The 21,725-nt window shown below is 33.1% G+C and carries 25 protein-coding genes; 3 read left to right on the top strand and 22 right to left on the bottom strand.

All coding sequences use genetic code 11. The annotated features are described in order from the left end of the window. Positions 1-17 precede the first annotated feature (17 nt). Genes rpmA through rplU form a run of 3 tightly spaced genes read right to left on the bottom strand, consistent with a single transcriptional unit; the run spans position 18 to position 934 of the window. Entirely contained in the window at positions 18-296 is a 279-nt protein-coding gene (gene rpmA, locus GXM21_RS03145) for a 50S ribosomal protein L27 (protein WP_008538610.1), read from the bottom strand. Between the two features lie 6 nt (positions 297-302). Continuing rightward, positions 303-623, bottom strand: coding sequence for a ribosomal-processing cysteine protease Prp (locus tag GXM21_RS03140; RefSeq protein WP_008538611.1), 321 nt, complete (start codon positions 621-623; stop codon positions 303-305). Further along, positions 623-934, bottom strand: coding sequence for a 50S ribosomal protein L21 (gene rplU, locus GXM21_RS03135; protein WP_008538612.1), 312 nt, complete (start codon positions 932-934; stop codon positions 623-625). Before rplU ends, GXM21_RS03140 begins: the two co-directional genes overlap by 1 nt. Positions 935-1,174: 240 nt before the next feature. Between rplU and GXM21_RS03130 the strand changes: the two genes are divergently transcribed. After that, the gene (locus GXM21_RS03130; protein ID WP_008538613.1) at positions 1,175-2,059 is read left to right on the top strand and encodes an MBL fold metallo-hydrolase; all 885 of its coding nucleotides are present in this window, start codon (positions 1,175-1,177) and stop codon (positions 2,057-2,059) included. 109 nt (positions 2,060-2,168) lie between these two features. Then, positions 2,169-2,600 (top strand): MarR family winged helix-turn-helix transcriptional regulator, encoded by a 432-nt coding sequence (locus GXM21_RS03125; RefSeq protein WP_008538614.1) that lies wholly within the window; start codon positions 2,169-2,171, stop codon positions 2,598-2,600. Between the two features lie 79 nt (positions 2,601-2,679). Here the strand turns inward: GXM21_RS03125 and rnc are convergent, their stop codons facing one another. The 12 genes from rnc to GXM21_RS03065 form a co-directional block, all read right to left on the bottom strand. Next, a complete protein-coding gene (rnc, locus tag GXM21_RS03120) occupies positions 2,680-3,390 on the bottom strand; it encodes a ribonuclease III (RefSeq protein ID WP_008538615.1) in 711 nt (236 codons plus the stop codon). Positions 3,391-3,404: 14 nt separating this feature from the next. After that, positions 3,405-4,646: a beta-ketoacyl-ACP synthase II gene (gene fabF / locus GXM21_RS03115; RefSeq protein ID WP_008538617.1), complete on the bottom strand. Its 1,242-nt coding sequence runs from the start codon at positions 4,644-4,646 to the stop codon at positions 3,405-3,407. A gap of 16 nt (positions 4,647-4,662) precedes the next feature. Then, the gene (locus tag GXM21_RS03110; protein WP_008538618.1) at positions 4,663-5,607 is read right to left on the bottom strand and encodes an NAD(P)H-dependent flavin oxidoreductase; all 945 of its coding nucleotides are present in this window, start codon (positions 5,605-5,607) and stop codon (positions 4,663-4,665) included. Positions 5,608-5,694: 87 nt separating this feature from the next. After that, positions 5,695-5,925, bottom strand: coding sequence for an acyl carrier protein (locus tag GXM21_RS03105; RefSeq protein ID WP_008538619.1), 231 nt, complete (start codon positions 5,923-5,925; stop codon positions 5,695-5,697). Positions 5,926-5,969: 44 nt separating this feature from the next. Next, positions 5,970-6,713 (bottom strand): 3-oxoacyl-[acyl-carrier-protein] reductase, encoded by a 744-nt coding sequence (gene fabG, locus GXM21_RS03100; protein ID WP_008538620.1) that lies wholly within the window; start codon positions 6,711-6,713, stop codon positions 5,970-5,972. Between the two features lies 1 nt (position 6,714). Further along, complete coding sequence (fabD, locus tag GXM21_RS03095; RefSeq protein ID WP_008538621.1) at positions 6,715-7,659, bottom strand: ACP S-malonyltransferase; 945 nt, start codon at positions 7,657-7,659, stop codon at positions 6,715-6,717. A 42-nt stretch (positions 7,660-7,701) separates the two neighbouring features. Next, positions 7,702-8,649 (bottom strand): enoyl-[acyl-carrier-protein] reductase FabK, encoded by a 948-nt coding sequence (fabK, locus tag GXM21_RS03090; protein ID WP_008538622.1) that lies wholly within the window; start codon positions 8,647-8,649, stop codon positions 7,702-7,704. 3 nt (positions 8,650-8,652) lie between these two features. Then, positions 8,653-9,657 carry a beta-ketoacyl-ACP synthase III gene (locus GXM21_RS03085; protein WP_008538623.1) on the bottom strand — a complete coding sequence of 335 codons (1,005 nt, stop codon included), beginning with the start codon at positions 9,655-9,657 and terminating at the stop codon, positions 8,653-8,655. After that, positions 9,638-10,672, bottom strand: a complete 1,035-nt coding sequence (plsX, locus tag GXM21_RS03080) for a phosphate acyltransferase PlsX (RefSeq protein ID WP_008538624.1) — start codon at positions 10,670-10,672, stop codon at positions 9,638-9,640. Before plsX ends, GXM21_RS03085 begins: the two co-directional genes overlap by 20 nt. Continuing rightward, on the bottom strand, positions 10,669-11,244 hold the full coding sequence (gene fapR, locus GXM21_RS03075; RefSeq protein ID WP_008538625.1) for a transcription factor FapR: 576 nt from the start codon (positions 11,242-11,244) through the stop codon (positions 10,669-10,671). The genes plsX and fapR overlap by 4 nt, the downstream gene beginning before the upstream one ends. 233 nt (positions 11,245-11,477) lie before the next feature. Further along, positions 11,478-11,657, bottom strand: coding sequence for a 50S ribosomal protein L32 (gene rpmF, locus GXM21_RS03070; protein ID WP_008538627.1), 180 nt, complete (start codon positions 11,655-11,657; stop codon positions 11,478-11,480). A gap of 54 nt (positions 11,658-11,711) precedes the next feature. After that, positions 11,712-12,215 carry a YceD family protein gene (locus GXM21_RS03065; RefSeq protein WP_008538628.1) on the bottom strand — a complete coding sequence of 168 codons (504 nt, stop codon included), beginning with the start codon at positions 12,213-12,215 and terminating at the stop codon, positions 11,712-11,714. A 149-nt stretch (positions 12,216-12,364) separates the two neighbouring features. Here GXM21_RS03065 and GXM21_RS03060 point away from each other — a divergent pair, with 149 nt between their 5' ends. Further along, positions 12,365-13,615, top strand: coding sequence for a nucleotidyltransferase (locus GXM21_RS03060; RefSeq protein ID WP_008538629.1), 1,251 nt, complete (start codon positions 12,365-12,367; stop codon positions 13,613-13,615). Between the two features lie 15 nt (positions 13,616-13,630). Here GXM21_RS03060 and rodA read toward each other — a convergent pair whose 3' ends face one another. The 7 genes from rodA to GXM21_RS03025 all read right to left on the bottom strand — a co-directional run bounded on the left by rodA (position 13,631) and on the right by GXM21_RS03025 (position 21,699). Then, on the bottom strand, positions 13,631-14,749 hold the full coding sequence (gene rodA, locus GXM21_RS03055) for a rod shape-determining protein RodA (protein ID WP_008538630.1): 1,119 nt from the start codon (positions 14,747-14,749) through the stop codon (positions 13,631-13,633). 108 nt (positions 14,750-14,857) lie between these two features. Continuing rightward, the gene (gene yfcE / locus GXM21_RS03050; RefSeq protein ID WP_008538631.1) at positions 14,858-15,415 is read right to left on the bottom strand and encodes a phosphodiesterase; all 558 of its coding nucleotides are present in this window, start codon (positions 15,413-15,415) and stop codon (positions 14,858-14,860) included. Positions 15,416-15,556: 141 nt separating this feature from the next. After that, complete coding sequence (locus GXM21_RS03045) at positions 15,557-16,234, bottom strand: transaldolase family protein (protein WP_008538632.1); 678 nt, start codon at positions 16,232-16,234, stop codon at positions 15,557-15,559. 11 nt (positions 16,235-16,245) lie between these two features. Next, positions 16,246-17,193 carry a glycyl-radical enzyme activating protein gene (locus GXM21_RS03040; protein ID WP_008538633.1) on the bottom strand — a complete coding sequence of 316 codons (948 nt, stop codon included), beginning with the start codon at positions 17,191-17,193 and terminating at the stop codon, positions 16,246-16,248. After that, positions 17,156-19,492: a glycyl radical protein gene (locus GXM21_RS03035; RefSeq protein ID WP_008538634.1), complete on the bottom strand. Its 2,337-nt coding sequence runs from the start codon at positions 19,490-19,492 to the stop codon at positions 17,156-17,158. The genes GXM21_RS03040 and GXM21_RS03035 overlap by 38 nt, the downstream gene beginning before the upstream one ends. A 118-nt stretch (positions 19,493-19,610) precedes the next feature. Next, a complete protein-coding gene (locus tag GXM21_RS03030; protein WP_008538636.1) occupies positions 19,611-20,375 on the bottom strand; it encodes a DeoR/GlpR family DNA-binding transcription regulator in 765 nt (254 codons plus the stop codon). Between the two features lie 130 nt (positions 20,376-20,505). Then, on the bottom strand, positions 20,506-21,699 hold the full coding sequence (locus GXM21_RS03025; RefSeq protein WP_008538637.1) for an ATP-grasp domain-containing protein: 1,194 nt from the start codon (positions 21,697-21,699) through the stop codon (positions 20,506-20,508). Positions 21,700-21,725: the final 26 nt, after the last annotated feature.

Genomic DNA, 21,725 nt, shown 5'->3' with positions numbered 1-21,725 from the left:
ACGACTTTATTTCTTAATTATTCAGCATATACACTGATTTGACGGTTGTAACGACCTTTACGTTCGAAAGCAACACGACCAGCAATTTTAGCGAATAAAGTATCATCTTTACCGATGCCTACGTTAGCACCTGGATGGAAATGAGTACCTCTCTGACGAACTAAAATGCTACCTGCAGTAACGATAGTACCAGCATGTTCTTTAACGCCAAGACGTTTAGATTCGCTATCACGACCGTTACGAGTACTACTAACACCTTTTTTATGAGCGAAAAGCTGTAAATCAAAATTGAACATTCAAATTCACCTCCTGATATTTAGAACAGAAACGTTTTTTGGATTAGATTTCTCTATTTCCGCAAAACCAAGTACAGCTACAGCAAAGACAGCTTCTGTTAAATCATCAGCTTTATCTTTCAGAGCCACACTTAAATATCCGGGCTTTACATCATAATTTATTTCACGATGTAAATGTTTTGCCAAACCTAAAATAACTGACTGAGCCAATGCAGAAATCCCAGCACATACAATATCTTGACCATATGCGCCTGCTCCTGCATGTCCTTCTACTAAAAGACCGATGACTTTATCATCATCTTGACGCATTACAGATATTTTTATCATTATGCTTCGATTTTTTCAATAGTTAATTTAGTGAAAGGCTGACGATGACCCTGACGACGACGATAGTTGGATTTAGCTTTGTATTTGAAAACTAAGATTTTTCTAGCTTTATCTTGTTTTTCAACTTTTGCAGTGATTTTAGCACCTTCAACAACTGGAGTACCAACTTTAACATCTGCATCATTAACAACAGTTAAAACCTGATCAAAAGTTACAACATCGCCTTCATTAGCTGCGATTTTTTCAACAGTGATAACGTCACCTTCGGAAACACGATACTGTTTTCCGCCTGTCTGGAAAATAGCGTACATTCAATTACACCTACCTTAATTAATACTCGCCAATTACGGTTAGTCAAAGACTATTTATAAACCTTTTTGTGCGGTTGGGAAACCTTAATTTCTTAAGGCTTACATCTTGAAATTCTATCATATTTAAACTAATAATGTCAATAAAATTATTAAATAAATAAAATTATTATTTGACAATAATACGTATACATACTAATATAATTTTATACGTATACGTACTATTATAAAAGAAGATTTTTTATGTATTATATTGCCAAAGCAAAAAATATTTTATTTACACTCTTTTGCTGTTGTATTTTATTATCTAATGTTGCTTATGCACAAGATAAATCGCAAACAGCCCCACCACCTAATTTACCTAGTGAATTATTTGATAATACTCCTCTAACTCCTACAAAAGTTTTTGATAATCTTTATTGTATAGGTACAAAAAGCGTTGTAGCTTGGGCATTACAAACTTCTGATGGAATCATACTCATAGATTCAATGTGGGATAATAACGACACCCAATTAATCATTGATGGCATGAAAAAATTAGGATTAAATTTAAAATATATCTTAATATCTCATGGTCACGGTGACCACTATGGTGGAGCACAATATTTAAAAGATAAATATAATGCTAAAATCTTTATGAGCAACACTGATTTTTATTATATGAATAATACTTTTGATGGAGTAAATGGTTCTCGTTCACCAAAATGTACTGTAGATGAATTTTTAACAGACGGACAACAAATTACCTTAGGTGATACTACTGTTACTGTCGTATCCACTCCTGGTCATTCTCCTGGTTGTGTTTCTTTTATCTTTCCTGTAAAAACTCAAGGTAAAACTTATATGGCTGCTCAATGGGGTGGCACAGGTATTCCTAAATCTATGGAAAACAAAGTCCAATATAAATCTTCCCTAGAACATTTTTCTCAATATTGTCAAGATAATAATGTAGTTGTTGAAACTACTGCTCATTTATTCGCTGATAACGGTTATGCTAAATTAAATAATGTAGTAAATTCTACTTTCATAGAAAATAATCCATTTTATCTAGGTCAAAAAGGCATTGATAATTATCTCAATAACTTATCATTAGAAATAGATAGAGCCATCGCTAATTCTATAAAATAAATATCTAAATATAAAAAAGGAGTCTAAATATCTTAGACTCCTTTATCTATCTTCACCTTTATATTTTATGTTACAATAAAATATATTTAAAACTTGAGGTGTTATTTTAATGTTTCTCGAAAAATCTTTAGGATATACAATTTGTACCATAGCTAGAAAAATTCATCAAAATTTGACACATAAATTTTCCCCATATAATATTACTCCAGAGCAATGGGTAGTATTAAATCAAATTCACATCAATAAAAATATATCTCAGAAAAAATTAGCTGATATTATCCAAAAAGACCCTAATAATGTAAAAGTTCTTGTCGACAAATTAGAACAAAAAGAATTAATTAAGAGAGCTTCCAACCCTAACGATAAAAGAGCATTTTTTTTATCTACAACAAATAAAGGTATCGAGCTTATTGATACTTTAAATGAAGTGGATATTTCTGTAATTTCTGATGTAGAAAAAAGCTTAACTAAAGAAGAAAATATTTTATTATTAGAATTATTATCTAAAATTGAAAAAAATTTTTCATCTTCTTCAAAATAAAATATTTACCATATATTTACCATCAAGTAAAAAAGGTTAAGACAAATGAGTATATCTCATCATCTGTCTTAACCTTTTTTTATTTCTCTATACCATATTTTTTTAATGCTTCATAAGCTGCATGTTGTTCAGCTTCTTTTTTAGTAGTGCCTTTTCCTTTGCCATCAATTTTTTTATCAATAACTACAGCAAATTCAAAAGTTTTTGCATGGTCTGGACCTGTTTCTGCCAATAATTTGTACTCAACATGTTGTCCTTTTGCCTGCACTACTTCTTGCAAAATAGTCTTATAATCTTTTAAATTATATCCATATTTTACAGCAATAAATTCTTCATTTAATTTATCAAGCACATATTCGTAGGCAGTCTGCCAACCTTGGTCTAAATAAATAGCTCCAATAATTGACTCAAAAGCATCTGCTAAAATTGATGGTCTATGTTCTCCACCAGTTAAGCGTTCGCCCTTACCCAATAACAAATATTGCCCAACATTTAAATTCATAGCAAGTTTCGCTAAACTTGTCTCACAAACAACAGAGGCACGAGCTTTTGTCATTTCACCTTCAGGCATTTGCGTAAAAGTTTTAAATAAATATGTGCTAGAAGCTAATTCTAAAACAGCATCACCTAAAAACTCCAAACGCTCATTATGAAGACTATGGTCTTTAGCCTCATTAGCATACGAGGTATGTGTCAAAGCTTGATTTAATAAATTTAAATCATTGAACTTGACACCTAATCTAACGACTAATTCTCCTAATTTTTGTTTGCGTTTTTCTGATAAATTCATTTATAAAACCTGATTTACTTAAGTTTTTTCAATAAAATAGCTGCATTATGACCGCCAAAACCTAAAGAATCAGAAATAGCTGCATTGATAACTCTTTCTCTAGCAACATTTGGTACATAATCCAAATCTAATTCTTCATCTGGAGTTTCATAGTTGATTGTAGCAGGCATAATATCATTTTTAACAGCTAAAGCTGTAGCGATACATTCAATACCACCAGCAGCACCGAGAAGGTGTCCTATCATGGATTTAATAGAGCTGATAGATAATTTATACGCATGATCACCAAAAGCACGTTTAATAGCTGCTGTTTCAGTTCTTTCATTCAATGGAGTAGATGTACCATGAGCATTGATATAATCAATATCTGTTAATTCAAGACCTGCATCTTTTACTACATTTGTGAAACAACGAGCAGACTGTTTTGCTTCTGGATCTGGGCTAGTCATATGATAAGCATCAGAAGTTGAAGCATAACCTGCGAGCTCAGCATAAATTTCAGCACCACGAGCTACTGCATGTTCATAGCTTTCTAAAATAACAATACCAGCACCTTCACCCATGATAAAACCACTACGATTTTTATCAAATGGACGAGAAGCTTTTTGTGGATTGTCGTTCATGTCTGTGCAAAGAGCTTTCATGGAAGCAAAACCTGCTACTGGAAGTGGAGAAATACAAGCTTCTGTACCACCAGCAACCATTACATCTGCTTCACCGCGTTGAATAACACGCATAGCATCACCAATAGCATTTGTACCAGTTGCACAAGCTGTTACAGGGCAAACGCTAGGACCTTGAAGACCAAATGTAATAGAAGTCATGCCTGCTGCCATATTGCTAATCATCATAGGCACGCAGAAAGGACTTACACGACCTGGACCTTTAGTGAATATAGTATTGTATTGATCATGTAATGTTTCAATACCACCAATACCACTACCAATAAATACGCCAATACGTTCTTTATCTTCTTTAGATAAATCCATATTTGCATCTTCAAACGCAAGTTTAGTTGCTGCAATAGCAAATTGAGTATATCTATCCATGCGTTTTGCTTCTTTTCTATCGATAAAATCAGCAGCATTAAAATCTTTTACTTCTGCTGCAATCTGAGCTTTAAAATCACTAGCGTCAAAATGTGTAATTTTATCTATACCGCTTTTACCTGCAAGAAGACCTTGCCAAAAAGCATCTTTACCAATACCAATAGGGGAAATTGCTCCTAAACCAGTAATAACTACTCTATTTGTCAAAACAAACACCTCTCATTTAATCTATTGCCGCAACTTCCGATTTTATTCTAGAAATTATCTCTCTAACTGGCAATATTTCTTTGATTCTGTGTATATATTCGCCTGTAAATACCAGACCATTTTCTACGTCTCCCTGTTCTGCACGAATCAATGAATCAATTATACAGAAATTATGTTTACAGCTCTTTAAACATGCTTTACATCCTTTTGGAGGAACTGGGCCTACCATTATTTTATCTGCAAATGGATTTCTTACAGCACGTCCTGGAAGACCTACTGGGCTGTGTATAACTACAATGTCGTCCGGTTTAGATTTTAAATAAAATCTTTTTAAAGCCGGAGCTGCATTGGATTCTTCACTGGCAGCAAAGCGTGAACCCATTTGTACACCACTTGCGCCCATCTTTATAAGATCAACAATGTCTTGACCGGAAAGCACTCCGCCTGCTGCAACAACAGGAATATCCACAGCTTTTGCGATATCAGGAATTAATTCACGTATAGATGTACTAGTTCCTAAATGTCCGCCAGCTTCTTTTCCTTCAACCACAATAGCAGCAGCGCCAAGACGTTGGGATATTTTCGCTAATTTAACAGATGAAACAATCGGTACGATTGGTGTACCAGATTCTTGTCCAAGACCAAACATATCGCGGGAAAATCCTGCACCAGCTACTACAAGGTCAATACCTTCTTCGATAGCAGTTTTTACAATTTCACTAAAACCTCTAGCTGCAACCATGATGTTAATACCAATAATTCCAGACGTTAAAGATCGCGCCAAGCGAATTTCATACCTTAATTCATCAGTAGGCATACCAGATGCAGCAATCAAACCAATGCCGCCTTCATTAGCGACAGCAGCTGCAAGTCTTGCCGTTGATAATCTAACAGCCATGCCCCCCTGAATAATAGGTACTTTTGCAATTTTATTGCCAATTTTCAATTCAGGAAGTTTCAAAAATAACTCCTCCAATCCGCTTTTCTTCTATTATCTTTAGAAAGTCCCGTGGAGTAACCACGGGACTTTTCTAAGGAAACGCTAAAATTATTTATTTTGGTCTATATAGGATACAACGTCCTGAACTGTTTTAATTTTTTCAGCAGCTTCGTCAGGAATTTCAATACCGAATTCTTCTTCGAAAGCCATGATTAATTCAACAATGTCAAGAGAATCTGCACCTAAATCGTCGATGAAAGTAGAATCGATATTAACTTCATCAGCTTCAACGCCTAACTGATCAACAACGATATCTCTTACTTTATCAAAAGTAGCCATTCCTCGTCACCTCCTCCTCAGAATAACCTTTTATTTATTCATTATTACATTACCATACCGCCATCTACATTGACAACCTGTCCTGTAATATATGAAGCCTTATCAGATGCCAAAAATACTACTGCATTTGCAATATCTTCTGGCTGACCCATTTTGCCAAGCGGAATAGAGCCCACTACTTGAGCCTGTGCTTTTTCTGGCATAGCTGCTGTCATATCAGTAGCAATAAAACCAGGAGCTACAGCGTTAACGGTAATACCACGACTAGCCATTTCACGAGCTAAAGATTTTGTAAAACCAATTACACCAGCTTTAGCAGCAGAATAATTTGTCTGACCTATATTTCCCATTATACCAGAAACAGAAGTCATATTGATAATTTTTCCAGAACGTTTTTTCATCATATATTTTGCCGCTACTTTTGTACAGTTAAAAATACCTGTTAAATTTGTATTAATAACAGCATTCCAATCCTGAGATTTCATACGAATGAATAAACCATCACGAGTTATACCCGCATTATTTACTAAAATATCAATCTGTCCAAATTCAGCTATTACTTTTTCTACCATTTCACTAGCAGCCTGTTCATCACTAACGTCAGCTTGAACAATCATAGCTTTGCCGCCCATATCAGTAATTATATTCTTTACTTCTTCAGCAGCAGCCACATTTCCTGCATAATTGATAGCTACAGTAGCACCTTCTTTTGCAAGTTCAATAGCAACTGCACGACCAATTCCACGAGATGCTCCTGTTACTAACGCAACCTTACCATCTAAAAGCATATTATCGAACCTCCTTGAAATAGTCAAGAGTTTTTTCAAGAGATTCTATATTTTCTACGTTTAAAGATTTCAATTTACGGTCAATACGTTTATTAAATCCACATAAAACTTTACCTGGACCTACTTCAACATAAGTATCAGCACAAAAATCTTTCATTGTTGCGATACAATCTTCCCATTTTACAGGGCTTGAAGCTTGTTTTACAAGACTTACTTTGATATCTTCTGCTTTTGTTAAAGCTTCAGCTGTAACATTTGTTACTACTGGAATAGTAGCATCAGATACAACAACTTTATCAAGTTCTACAGCAAGTTTTTCAGCTGCAGGTTCCATTAATTTACTATGGAATGGTGCACTAACTGGTAAAATAACACATTTTTTTGCACCAGCTTTTGTCATTTCTTCACTAGCTTTTTCTACACCTTTAGCAGTACCTGCAATTACAATCTGACCTGGGCAGTTGAAGTTTACAGCCTGTACTAAAGCAGTGCTTGCACTTACTTCTTCACAAATTTCTACAATTTTATCACGATCAAGACCAATTACAGCTGCCATTCCGCCTTCACCAACAGGAACAGCTTCTTGCATGTACATACCACGTTTATGAACGAGATATACTGCATCTGCAAATTTTAAAGAGCCTGCTGCTACAAGTGCAGAGTATTCACCTAAACTATGACCGCCTACGATTTCTGGAGCAATTCCGTTTTCTTTTAATAATTCGTTACAAATAACGCTCATAGTCAAAATAGCAGGTTGAGTATTTGCTGTAAGTTTTAAATCTTCTGCTGGTCCGTTAAAGCACATGTCCATGATGGAATAACCAAGTGCTTCATCAGCTTCTTTAAATAACTTTTTCGCAATATCATATTTGTCATAAAAATCTTTACCCATTCCCACTACTTGAGAACCTTGTCCTGGAAATAAAAACGCGAGTTTACTCATTTAGTAATCACCCTTTCGCCATTATTTTTATAAATTTATTATTTATTTGCAAATGTTTTGTGTGTTTTCCATCACTTTAGCAAGATTATTTACGATATCATCTATAATTTCTTGAACAGGTTTTATTTCGTTTAACATACCTGCAATCTGTCCAATCATTACAGAACCCATTTCTACATCGCCTTTTCTTGCTGCAAGATTTAATCCACCTGCACCTAATTTTTCAATTTCTTCAACTGGTGCATTTGCTTTTTCTAATTCATCAAATTTACGAGTTAATTTATTAGCTATAACGCGTACAGGGTGCCCTGTAGAACGACCTGTTACAACAGTAGAACGGTCTTTTGCACGTAAAACTAATTTTTTATAATTTTCGTGAGCGATACATTCACTAGAAACTACAAATCTTGAACCCATTTGTACGCCCTGAGCACCAAGAGCAAATGCTGCCATCATGCCACGAGCGTCAGCTATACCACCAGCTGCAATAACTGGGATATCTACTGCATCTACAACTTGAGGTACAAGTGTCATTGTAGTGATTTCTCCTACATGTCCGCCACTTTCTGTTCCTTCGGCAATAAGTGCATCAACACCAGTGCGAGCTAAACGTTTTGCAAGTGCGACAGATGCAACAACTGGTATTACTTTAGTACCAATTTCTTTAAATGCAGGTATATATTCACCAGGATTTCCTGCCCCTGTTGTTACAACTGGTACACGTTCATCAAGCACTACTTGAATAACTTCTTTAACAAATGGAGACATAAGCATGATATTTACACCAAATGGTTTGTCTGTCCATTGTTTTACTTTTTGAATTTCAGCTCTTAAAAGATCAGGAGGCATATGTCCAGCACCAATTATTCCAAGACCACCAGCATTAGACACTGCAGCTGCTAATTCAGCTGTACCAAGCCAAGCCATACCACCTTGAAAAATTGGATATTTAATATTTAATAATTTACAGATAGGATTATTTTCGAACATTGTTTAGTCCTCCTTAGCCCATTTCATAATGCAAGATGCCCATGTAAGACCTGCACCAAAACCAGAAAGAGCTATGATTTCGCCTTTTTTCAATTTTCCAGATTGATAAGCTTCAGCCATTGCAATTGGAATAGATGCCGCTGATGCATTACCATATTTTTCTATATTTACAAATACTTTATCCATTGGTAAATGCAAACGTTTTGCTGCAGATTCAATAATACGAATATTTGCCTGATGCGGAATTAAATAATCAATATCTTCTTTTTGCAATCCAGCACGTTCTAAAGATTTCATTACTGTAGAGCCCATAGCTTTTACAGCAAAGCGGAATGTTTCTTTTCCATTCATATGCAAGCAATGCATATGATTATCTATAGATTCTTGGTCTGCTGGATGTTTACTTCCCCCACCTGGAATTTCAATAGTGGTAGCGCCACTTCCATCAGCACCCAAATCAAAAGATAACATACCATAACCTTGTTCAACTTCACCAAATACAGCAGCACCTGCTCCATCAGCAAAGATGATACAAGTATTTCTGTCGTGCCAATTTACAAATTTAGATAATGTTTCAGCACCTACAACTAATACTTTTTTATAAACACCAGTTTCAATAAACTGTGTTGCAATTGCAGACCCATAAACAAAACCAGAACATGCCGCAGATAAATCAAAAGCTGCTGCATTTTTAGCTCCCAATTTTTCTTGCAAAATACATGCTGTTGATGGGGTATTACAATCGGCAGAGATTGTCGCTACTATTATCATATCTAATTCTTCAGCAGATACTTTCGCATCTTCTAAAGCTTTAATAGCAGCTTTATACGCTAATTCTGATGTTGGCTCATCTTTTGCAGAAATACGTCTTTCTTTGATACCTGTACGTTCTGTTATCCATTCGTCATTAGTATCTACTAATTTTTCAATATCTGCATTAGTGAGGATTTTTTCTGGAACATGGTATCCTATTCCAATAATGCCTGCACTATTTAACTTCAGTGTCATGGCTCCAAATCTCCTCCTTGTCTATATTGTCTCGAATTTGAGTTATTACATCTTTTTGTACAAATTCACTGGCCTGTCTAATAGCGCTACAAATAGCTTTTGCATTAGAACTACCATGAGATATTATACAACAACCATTTACTCCTAGTAAAGGAGCTCCACCATATTCAGAAACATCTATATCTTTTCCTAATTTTTTTAAGGCAGGCATTAACATTAATGCTCCTAATTTAGCTAATATACCACCCTTATTTATGGCTTCTTTAGCTAAACTAACTAAAGTTTTTGCTAAACCTTCAGCAAATTTTAAAACAACATTTCCTACAAATCCATCGCAAACTACCACGTCAAATTGGCCTGTTGGTACATCTCGACCTTCAGCATTTCCTTTGAAATTAATAGTTTTCATGCTTTTTAACATAGGATATGTCGCTTGAGCCTGTTCATTGCCTTTAGTTGCTTCTTCACCAATATTTAATAAACCTACAGCTGGATTTTCTAATCCTAGCATACACTTGGCATAGATTGACCCCATCAATGCACTTTGGCAAAGATGTTTTGGTTTACAATCTACATTTGCACCTGAATCTAACAATAAAGTAACGCTACCTTTTCCTGTAGGTATAGGTGTAGCAATTGAAGGTCTATCAATTCCCTTTATTCTGCCTAAAATAAATAACGCTGATGCTGCTGCTGCACCTGTATTGCCTGCAGATAATACAGCATCACATTTGCCTTCTTTTACTAAACGAGTAGCTACAACGATAGAAGAATCTTTTTTTCTACGCACTGCTACTCCAGGGTGTTCACCCATGCCCACTACATCACTAGCATGATGAATGGAGATGGTACTTTTTCTCCATTCTGGATAATTTTTATCTAACTCTTTTTGAATTTGAGTTTGATCACCGACTAGTACAATTTCACAATCATAGCGTTTAGCTGCAAGTATTGCACCTGCTACAATCTCTTTAGGTGCAAAATCTCCGCCCATAGCATCTACTGCAATTTTCATACCTCGGATCCTCCATTATCTTCTAATGAAACAAGAATAAATTTTGCTCTAAAAACTTCTTCTGTAACATTTTTAATTTTCACCCAAACAAAGAATTTATTTCCTCGTTTGTGTTTTAACTCTGCTTTAGCGATTAATTTATCGCCAACACGAACTGGAGCTTTATATTTTATATTAGCAACACCTGTTACCGCCATGGGAGCATCAATCAATGCTAATGCTAATGAATTTGCCTGTGCAAACATATATGCACCTTTTGCTATTTTAGTTTTTTCAAAAACCATATCTTCAGTGATATTCATTAGCGAAATGCCTGATTTTCCCAATTCTAATTCTAATAGTTCCCCAGAAACTTCACTACTACTAATAGATTTAACTTTTTTCTGCGTAGCTTCAGCTAATTGTTTTACTCGCTCTCTAAGCTCTGGTATACCTAGCTCTAAACGGTCTAACCTAATAGTCTGTATACTAACATTCAAAAGTTTTGCCAATTCCTCATCCGTAAAGAAGGGTTTGGATTTCACATAATCTATTAATAGACTTTGTCTTATTCGCTTTTTTTCACGTGTCATCCTTCACACCAACTTTTAGTACCAGATAATATAATCAGTTACAATTGGTTATTATACAAACTTTTTTTCTAATTGGCAAGTATAATTTCCCTTAACTAATTGACTATACAAGATAAAATCCAACTCAAAAATACATTTATTTTTACTATAAAATAAAATATGCTCCCTTTATAGATAGAGAAATTTAATATCACTATATCTATAAAGGGAGCATACTAATTCGCTCCAGAAAATTATTCTGCAGAAGCGATAACTTCTTTACCATCATAATAACCACATTCAGTGCAAACATGATGAGGCATTTTTGGTTCATGACACTGAGGGCATGCAACATAACCAGGAGCTTCTAATTTCCAGTTAGCACGACGTCTGTCACGACGAGCTTTTGACATTTTACGCTTAGGTACTGCCATTTACTACACACCTCCTTAAATAACTAAAGGTTCTTCAAGCTAAATTGCTTTTACCTATTTTTTCAATAAATCCTGCAAAGCTGCAAGTCTTGGGTCAATACTTTCCCTATTGCAACCGCATTCGGTTTTATTCAAATTAGCACCGCATACACTACATAATCCTTTGCAATCTTTGGAACATAAATGTTTTGTCGGCTGAGCAGAAATTATAATATCACGCACTAAATCGCCGATATTAATAATATCGCCGTCAAAATGATTTATCTCTTTAATTTTTGCAAATTCTTCATCTCTTGTATATTCTTCCGCAAAAGAATATTCACTTTTTGTCTGGAAATATTCTAAACATCTATCACAAATCTCTGAAATAGTGCAAAAAATCTTTCCCTCTAAGCGAAAACAAGTACCAGTATTAGTTGCGGTTCCTTTGACCATGATGGGACCTTCTAACTTACAATCATCTAAAAGTGGCCCAATGTCTTCGGGTTTTGCATCAAAACTAAAAGCCTTTTCATGACCAATTTGTTCAGCTATTTCCGATACATTTATTTTCATCATTGCAATCAACCTCAATTCATTATAGCCGTAGCTATATATTTTGTCAAACAATCCAAGTAAAATTTTTAGGAAAAATTTTACTTCTATGCTAAAATATTTTTTATCGCTAAAAAAATTATAAAATAAAAATCAAAGAAAGTGAATTAAAAATGTCAATAACTGGAATTATTAGTGAATATAATCCATTTCATAATGGTCATAAATATCTCATTCAAAAACATAAAGAAAATTTTCCTGACAGCTATTTCATCGCTGTTATGAGTGGTAATTTCACGCAACGTGGAGAAATTGCCTTAGTTGATAAATGGCAAAGAGCTAAACTTGCTGTAGCTAATGGCATTGATTTAGTCATTGAGCTTCCTTTTGTATTTGCTGTTCGTAGCGCCCAATATTTTGCCAAAGGTGGCATTGATTTACTGCATAAATTACACTGTGTAGATACTATTTGTTTTGGTAGCGAATACACTAATGAAAAAGAGTTAACATTTATTGCCCAAACTTCTCAAAGTGAAAAATTTCAACAAATGTTAAAAAATAAACTTGCTGATGGTCAATCATATGCTGCTGTAACTAGTGAAGTTTTAAGTAATCTCACCAATATTTCTGAAGATATTTTAAAAGCTCCTAATACTATTTTAGGCATTGAATATTTAAAAGCTAATTTAAATTTAGAAAAGCCTTTAACCGTAAATATAATTCAACGCATGAAAGCAGAACATAATAACTTGAATTATCAAGAAAATTTTGCTAGTGGTACAGCCATTCGCCATTCTTTATATACAAATAATAGCAATTTTTCCAAGCTTAAACAAGTTGTACCAGATGAAACTTATTTTCTTTTGCAAGAAATTCACCAAACACAAGATTTACCTCATTTAGATTATCTGTTTACCAATTTAATCAGTAAATTACGACTAGCTAAACTTGATGAATTAACAAAAATTTATGGTATTCGCGAAGGATTAGAATATAAATTGTTAAAAACTGCCAATGAAGCTATCAATTTACAAGATTTCTTTCAAAAATTAAAATCGAAAAGATATCCTTTGACAAATTTACAACGTTTAACATTATATTTACTACTAAATATAACTAAAGACCTTATACAAAGATTTGATGATACAGGCGCTTTATATGCCCGTGTTTTAGCTTTTAATGATAAGGGTACAGAATTACTTAAACAAATGAAAAAAAATGCTTCTATTCCTATTATAACTAAAACAACATCATATTTAGACAGCAAAAAACGTTGCCAACAAAAATTGACAACGTTTGAAGAAATGTTAGCTATAGATACTTACGCTACTGAATTATATAATTTATGCTTTAATCCGTTTAAACCATATGGAAAAGATTTCACTACATCTCCATATTATTTTAAAACGAATAATGAAAATTAATTTTTCGACTAAAAATTAAAAGTGTAAACTTTGTTGCTTCATATGAATATTCATCAATAAGCCTAAACATGTTACATTCGTCAACAATGAACTTACACCATAACTCATAAGAGGAAGTGGTATACCTGTTACTGGCATAACCCCCATTGTCATACCTACATTTACTAATAAATGGAAAGCTAACATAGAGGTAATGCCTGAAGCTAATAACATACCAAAAGCGTCTTTACATTCTCGCGCTATTTTAACACCACGCCACAATACGATTAAATACAGACATAATAAAAATGCTGCACCAATAAAACCAAATTCTTCACCAACAACGGCGAAAATAAAGTCCGTATGATTTTCTGGTAAGAAGTTTAATTGACTTTGTGTACCACCAAAAAGACCTTTACCAAAAAGCATTCCTGAACCAATGGCTATTTTTGATTGTATGATATGATATCCTGAGCCTAATGGGTCAACATTTGGGTCAATAAATACCATGATACGCATTTTTTGATAATCATGTAAAAATTGCCATATTATCGGCAACATCGCCAAAAATGCACCAAATACAATTCCTAATATTTTTAAACTAATACCTGCGACGAAAATCATACCCAAGAAAATAGCTAAAAATACTAAACCTGTACCCAAATCCGGCTGTTTTGCTACCAATAAGAACGGCACTAAAACAAATAAAGCAACTGGTATTACTTCTCTCCATTTGCTTAGATGTCCAATTCGACTTTCTAATAATGTCGCCAAAGCGATAATCATAATTACTTTAGAAAACTCTGATGGCTGTATACTGATAGGCCCTATCTGTATCCAACGCTGTGCCCCTAATGCTGCATGACCGAAAAACATAACAGCAAGTAACATGATTAAATTGAAAATATATATCTTATTACCCCAGTTTTTCAAAGCTCGATAATCGAAAAAATTCGTTATCATAAAAGCCCAAATCAATCCACCAACTGCAAACATGCCCTGTCTTTGTAAATACCAATATCTATCATCGCTAGGTGTATTTACATGAGTTGCACTAGCTATTGTAATAAGACCTACTATTAAAATTCCAATGACTGCTAAAGTCAAAGGCAAATCTAACCGACGCAGTGTTCGATGCTCTCTAATATTGAACATAATTACCTACCATTTCTTCTTTTCTTCTAAAAATACTAATTACCTATACAAAATAATAGAGGATACAACTGATTTCATTTGTATCCTCACTTATTATAGCAATTCTTATCATAATGTCAAAGTCATTATCACTTCATCTGTATCTATATCGATAATTTTAATAGTTTTATCCTCTAATACAGCTACAGTTGCTCTATTATCTTCACGTTTACTAAGTGATGGAGAACCCGGATTTAAAAATACTGTATTTCCTCTTTTTTCTAAAACATTAATATGCACATGACCAGAAATGAAAATATCTGCTTTTAAAGCTTTAGCCATTTTATCTTTTGCTTCATCTGTTTCTACATAATGACCATGAGTAGTAACTATCTTTAAGCCTTCTGCTACTACATAAGTATATGGTGCTTGAATTGGCATATCTAATACTAAAGTATCAACTTCACTATCACAATTACCACGGCAGATAACCACAGGCATACTACAAGCATTTAATTTTTCTGCAAGTTTGGCAGGATTATAATCGGAAAGCATAGGATTTCTTGGTCCATGATATAAAACATCTCCTGCATGAATAATCATATCTGCATCTTTAAAATATTTATCAAAAGCAAGTGAAAATCTTTCATGACAACCATGTGTATCGCTAATAATTCCAATTTTCATATCAAAGCACCTCTTTATCTTTATAATAAAATTATTCTAGCATTTTTCTAAAAAAAAATACATACTTGCATTTATCATTCTAAAAATATCTTCCTAACAAAAAAGATTTCTTGAAAATTCAAGAAATCTTTTCTTCTTTTATTAAAGATTATTCATAGTTTTATTTTCGCCACAAAGAGCTTCAAAATCTTTTACAAATACATCAACTGCACATCTTGCAGCATCAACTTTGATGAGATTTTCAATTACATCTGGAGCAATTGTGCTTGCACCTACACCATATTTAGCAAGCTCTAATACTTGTTGGGAATTTTTAAAACTTGCAGCTAAAATTTCAGTTTCAAGACCTGCATTTTTCAACATATCATGAATATCTTTTGCTACTTGAATACCATTTGCACCTAAATTATCAATACGATTTACATATGGTGCTACATATTTTGCCCCTGCTTTACCTGCTAAAAAGCCTTGCATCTGATTGTAAATTGCAGTACCTGTGATATTTACGCCTTCTTTAGCTAAAGCTTTGATTGCTTTTAATCCTTCTGGAATTACAGGAATTTTGATAAAAGTATTTTCACCTAATACTTCACGCATTTTATAAGCTTCTTTGATCATACCTTGCGCATCTTTAGAGATAACTTGTGCATGAAGTTCAGCTTCACTGCCAATAAAAGCTCTGATTTCACTTAAAACATCAAAAGGATTTCTTCCTGCTTTTTTCAAAATTGAAGGATTTGTAGTAACACCATCTACAGGATAATATTCATACATTTTTTTAATGGCATTAATGTCAGCATGGTCAACTAAAATTTTCATTATTATCGCTCCTATTCAATAATTAAATTTTTTATTCCATTTTGTTTAGCAATATCATAAAAAAATTGCAATTGTGCATTGCTATACAATTTAGGATTTTCTGTAAAATAATATTTTTTATCTAAATAACTATATTTAGCTTTTGCTAATGGATTATAATTTAATAATTCATACTTTACTTTATCATAACAACTACTAATAAATCTACTGATTTGCTCAATATTTTCTTTTGTAGCCGTCAATGTTGGAATAAGCGGTGTTCTTACAATTACACAATCTTTTTTATCAGTTTGCAATAAAAACTTTAAATTATCTTTTATTACTTGATTATCTACATTTGTACATTTTTTATGCCAATCGTTATCAAAAATTTTTAAATCAGTATAAAACTCATCAACATATGGCAATATTTTGGCTAAAACTTCTCGTTTAACAAATAATGATGTTTCTATCGCTGTATGCAAATTCTTTTGCTTACATGCTTTTAATATAGCTAAGGCAAATTCATGTTGGAATAATGGCTCTCCGCCAGAAAGCGTAACACCTCCACCATATTTAAAAAAAGCTTCATCTTTCGTTATTTCTTGCATAATTTCTGGTAAATTATAGTATTTACTATCAAATTGCAAGGCTCTTGTTGGACATTCTTCTATGATCTGCAACCAATTGCTATCTTGCTGACGATTTATATTCATCTTATCATCTACAAATTTTATCGCATCATTTTCGGCAATATGCTCACAAGTCTTACACTTTATACATTTATTTTCTAAATATAATATCTGCTGTTTATAATCCAATCCTTCTGGATTTTGACACCATTTACAACGAAGGGGGCAGCCCTTCAAAAATACAGTTGTACGAATTCCTGCCCCATCATGCACAGCAAAACGCTTAATATCAAAAACTAAGCCTTTATCTTCAGACATTATCATATGTTGTTCTGGCAATGATTTCATTTTGTAACTCCCCTGCAAGCTCTGTAAAATACGCTGTATAACCTGCCACTCTAACAGTGAGTGAACTATATTGTTCTGGATTTTTTTGAGCTTTTAGCAAATCTTCTCTACACACTACATTAAATTGAATATGCGGTATTTCTAAATCGACAAAAGTTCTTAAAAAATTAGCAAATTTATCTATACCTGTCTGTGTTTGGAAAAATTCTGGCAAAAACTTCATATTCAATAATCCGCCATTTGTCGTCAAATTATTATCTAAACGGGAAACAGATTTCAGTACTGCTGTTGGGCCATTCAAATCTCTACCATATACAGCAGACATACCGCCATCTGCTAATGGAGTTTGCGATAAACGACCATCTGCACTAGCTCCTAAATTTTCGCCCATAGGCACATGAGCACTAACTGTATACATGCCCATATGATAAGCTCCACCTCGATAATTTGTAAATTCTCTGAGTTTTGCTCTGAATTTTCTAGCCCATTTAACGCCCAATTCATCTACCCAAGCAATATCATTGCCGTATTTAGGTACATGATTTAATAATTTTTGACAAAGAATTTCTTGATTAGCAAAATTATTTTTCAAAGCTTCTTCTAAAACTTTTGCTGATACTTTTTGTTCATCAAATACTAATTGTTTTATCACAGCTAAACTATCTGCTAAATTAGCCACCTGAATAAATTGTATTCCCGATAAATTATATTTTGCTCCACCTTTTGTTACATCAATGCCTTTTTCCATGCAATCATCAATTACACTAGATAAAAATGCTGTTGGCAATATTGCAATATGACCTTTTTCCACAGCTTCACAACAAGGTATCATCTTTTCTACAAAATAATTCATTGTTTGCTCTAAAGCTATTTCTAAATCTGCAAAAGTTTTATAAGTACTAAGTGAACCAAAATCAGGTGCCATCTGTTTATCTGTCAATAGACATCTACCATGATTTAAAGTTAACTCTAATACTTTATTCATATTGAACATAGCCGCATCACTCCAACCAAGATTATTGCCCTGAGTTGTGAGTTCTACACAGCCAACAATAGCATAATTCATAGCATCTTGATGAGTTACACCTAAATTTTCCATTTCTTTAATGATAGCTTTATCATTGAAAAATTGTGGCATTCCACTGCCTTTGGCTACTACACGAATAGCATGTTTTAATAATTTATCATTAGTTTTTTCATGAAGTCTTACCGATAAATTAGGTTGTGGCAAGCCTAAATCTTCTTGTGCTGATAAAAATAGTTCTGATAAATCATTGCTAAAATCATTACCATGTTCATCTACACCGCCAACAGCTATATTAAAGCCAATAGGAAAACCTGCAAAGTATTTTGCACTATGCTGATTGCGTAAATAAACAATTTCATTGAATTTTAACCATAGACATTCAATAATTTCTAAAGCTTCATCTTTAGTTAAAATATTATTTTCTATATCTTTTATATAATATGGATATAAAATTTTATCTAATCTACCTGGAGAAAAACTAGACGCATTACTTTCCATATGCAAAATCACGAATAAAAACCATGTAGCCTGCACAGCTTCATGAAATGTTTGCGGTGGTCTTTGGCTGATATTTTTACAAATATCGGCTACTTTTATTAAGCTAGCTCTATTTTTTTCATCAGTTTTGGCAGTAGCAATCAATAAATCATGATAACGAAGCATAAAATCTTGTACAGCTTTCATCACAATAATTATTGCCTGATAAAAATTTTTCTTATCTTCATCTGCATTCTCATAATGATTTTGAGCATCTTCTAGTAGACCGCTGACCCCTTTTTGTAGCCATTTTTCTACATTTGGACAAATATGACCTTGTGCATGGTCTGTTTGATTTATTTTTACTACTTTGTTTATCACACTTATTTCTTGTCCAAAATTTTGTTTTATTACATCTTCTAGACTTTTGCCCTTCCAGTAAGGTACTATCTGCTCACGAAAAATTTTTATATCTTCATCTCTTACTAAAAATTTATCTTGTTTTCGTGTGGGAATAGTTTCAAATTCTCTATCCACCCAAGAAATACCGCTTTCAGGAAAAACAACACCATAGCGCACACCTTTAGTGCGATTTCCCACTATCAATTCTTCATTTTCTATACCGATTTCTAATTCTCGCAAAGCATTTACTAGTGCATAAGCTCGTTTTAAAATTATAGGTTCATTTTCATGTTGTTTATATGTTTTTGTAATAATTAATGCTTGTTCTATACTGACATATCTAGGTTGGGACAACATTTTTTCTTTTAAAATTTGTATGCGATTTTTTGTCATAAATACACTCTCCTCAACTATAAGCAACTGTCAGAAAATTCCATTCATTAATTTTATTATATAAAATTTCTTATTATTGTCAACAAATTTATATTATTTTTTATTATTTATTATTATTTTATCTGTTGATAATTTCTATATTATATTTTAATAATTCTTTTTCTTCTGTTTCCGTCAAATTTTCATCAGTAATTATTCCTTGAAAATCTTCGATATTAGCATATTTATAACTTCCCGATTGTTTTAATTTTTCACTTTCTGCCATCATATAACTTTTTCTACTAATATTTAACACTTCTTTTTTCGTAATACCATCATTTGCCATATAAGTAGTTACTGCATTATCGTGAATATCCACACTGACAACACCCATAAAAGCTAAATCAAAACGGAAATTTTTCAACATCTCTATTGTTAAGCTGCCCACAAAACCATCTTTGCCAAAATCAAATTCTCCACCGATAAAAATCACTCTTATATTTGATTTTGCCAATATATTCACTATCTCCAACATATTCGTTACAATAATAGCTTTCAAATCACTTTTAGCAATGAGATAAGCCAGCTCAATATTTATCGTAGATATATCTAAAAATACAACATAATCATCTTTTATCAAGGATAATGCTTTTTGTGCTATCTTTTGCTTAGCTACTAAATTAATGGATTTTCTTTGTGTAGCAAATTCACGATGCACATTTTCCTTTACTAATACAGCTCCGCCATACGTTTTTTTCAATTTGCCTTGCTGAGCTAATAAAGCTAAATCCTTACGAATTAAATCTTCACTGACCTTAAATTTTGCACTTAACTCTTTTACTTTCACACGACCATTTTCTTTTAATTCTTGTATAATCAAAGCATGTCTTTCTTCTACAAACACTTTTATCACCTTCAAAACTAAATTATTCCCCTTATTATTTTACTGCATAGCCTAAAAATCCAAAATAAAAAGATGAGATATCTATTTAAAATATCTCATCTTTTTTGTCTTTTATATTTAGTTTTAAAGTTTATCTACAAGCTAACACATCATTATAAAAAGCGTCCATTTCTTCTTTTGTATTGAAATTAGCTATATACATTTGATTTCCCATTGCCCCAGAAAGAGCATCCGCTACTCGTCCTGACATCTTCATGTTAGCACCGTATTTATGCATTATATCTTCATCACTCATCACGAAGTTTTTACCATCACGACGACCAGCAAATGCACAAAAAGCAGTCTGACCAATTCCTCTTAAGGAACTATCATATGCTATCATATCTGCCCAAATTTTATATACATTAGTACTTTGAGAAAAGTTCATCATGTCTGGGCTAATACCGCCACTTGGTCTCATATTTACTTCAAGCCCAATGAGCTCACCTTTTCTACCTAAACCTTCATGGTCTTTCAATAAACGGAAAAATTCAAAATGCACAAAACGACTTTTTACATCAAAGCTTTTTACTGTAGCTCTGCCCATAGCACGTGTATCATCAGCTAAATTATTTAAAATATAAAAAATACTATTATCTGCATTATTTACCACGTCCATAATAGACATTGGAGTTACATTACCAATCTCAAAAATTGGCTCTCCATGAGAATTGATAATCGCATCATAAGAATTTATCTCTGCATATATGTATTCTTCCATAATATATTCTATGTGCGAAAATTTTGTTGCAAAGAAATATGCCACTTCATCTTGATTATTAAGTTTATATGTGAAGCTAGCACCCACACCGTTATTAGGTTTTACAATTACAGGATAACCAACTTCTTGAATAAACGCCATACAGTTTTCCCAGCTATCTACAATATGATAGCGAGCTGTAGGTATGCCAACTCGAGCATAAAACTCTTTCATTCTCGATTTATATTTTACCTTTGGCATATCTTCATTATGAAAACCAGTTTTAATATTAAAATCTGTACGCAATCTAGCATCGCGTTCTAACCAATATTCATTATTGGACTCTAACCAATCAATCTCACCATATTTATTTCTAAAGAAATCTACAGCTCTACAAACTTCATCATAATTTTCAAGACTGCCAACTTTATAATATTCATTTAAACTATCTTTTAATTCTGGGCATAAATAATCATAAGGAGCATCACCAATACCTAAGACATTTAAGCCATTGTTTTTTAATTCTCTGCAAAAATGCCAATAATTCTCAGGAAAATTGGGAGATATAAATATAAAATTCTTCATAATATTATCCTTTCTTTCATCTCTCT

This window comes from Megamonas funiformis, assembly GCF_010669225.1.
In the GTDB taxonomy this organism is placed as follows: domain Bacteria; phylum Bacillota; class Negativicutes; order Selenomonadales; family Selenomonadaceae; genus Megamonas; species Megamonas funiformis.
This window is presented reverse-complemented; position numbering and strand designations above follow the sequence as displayed.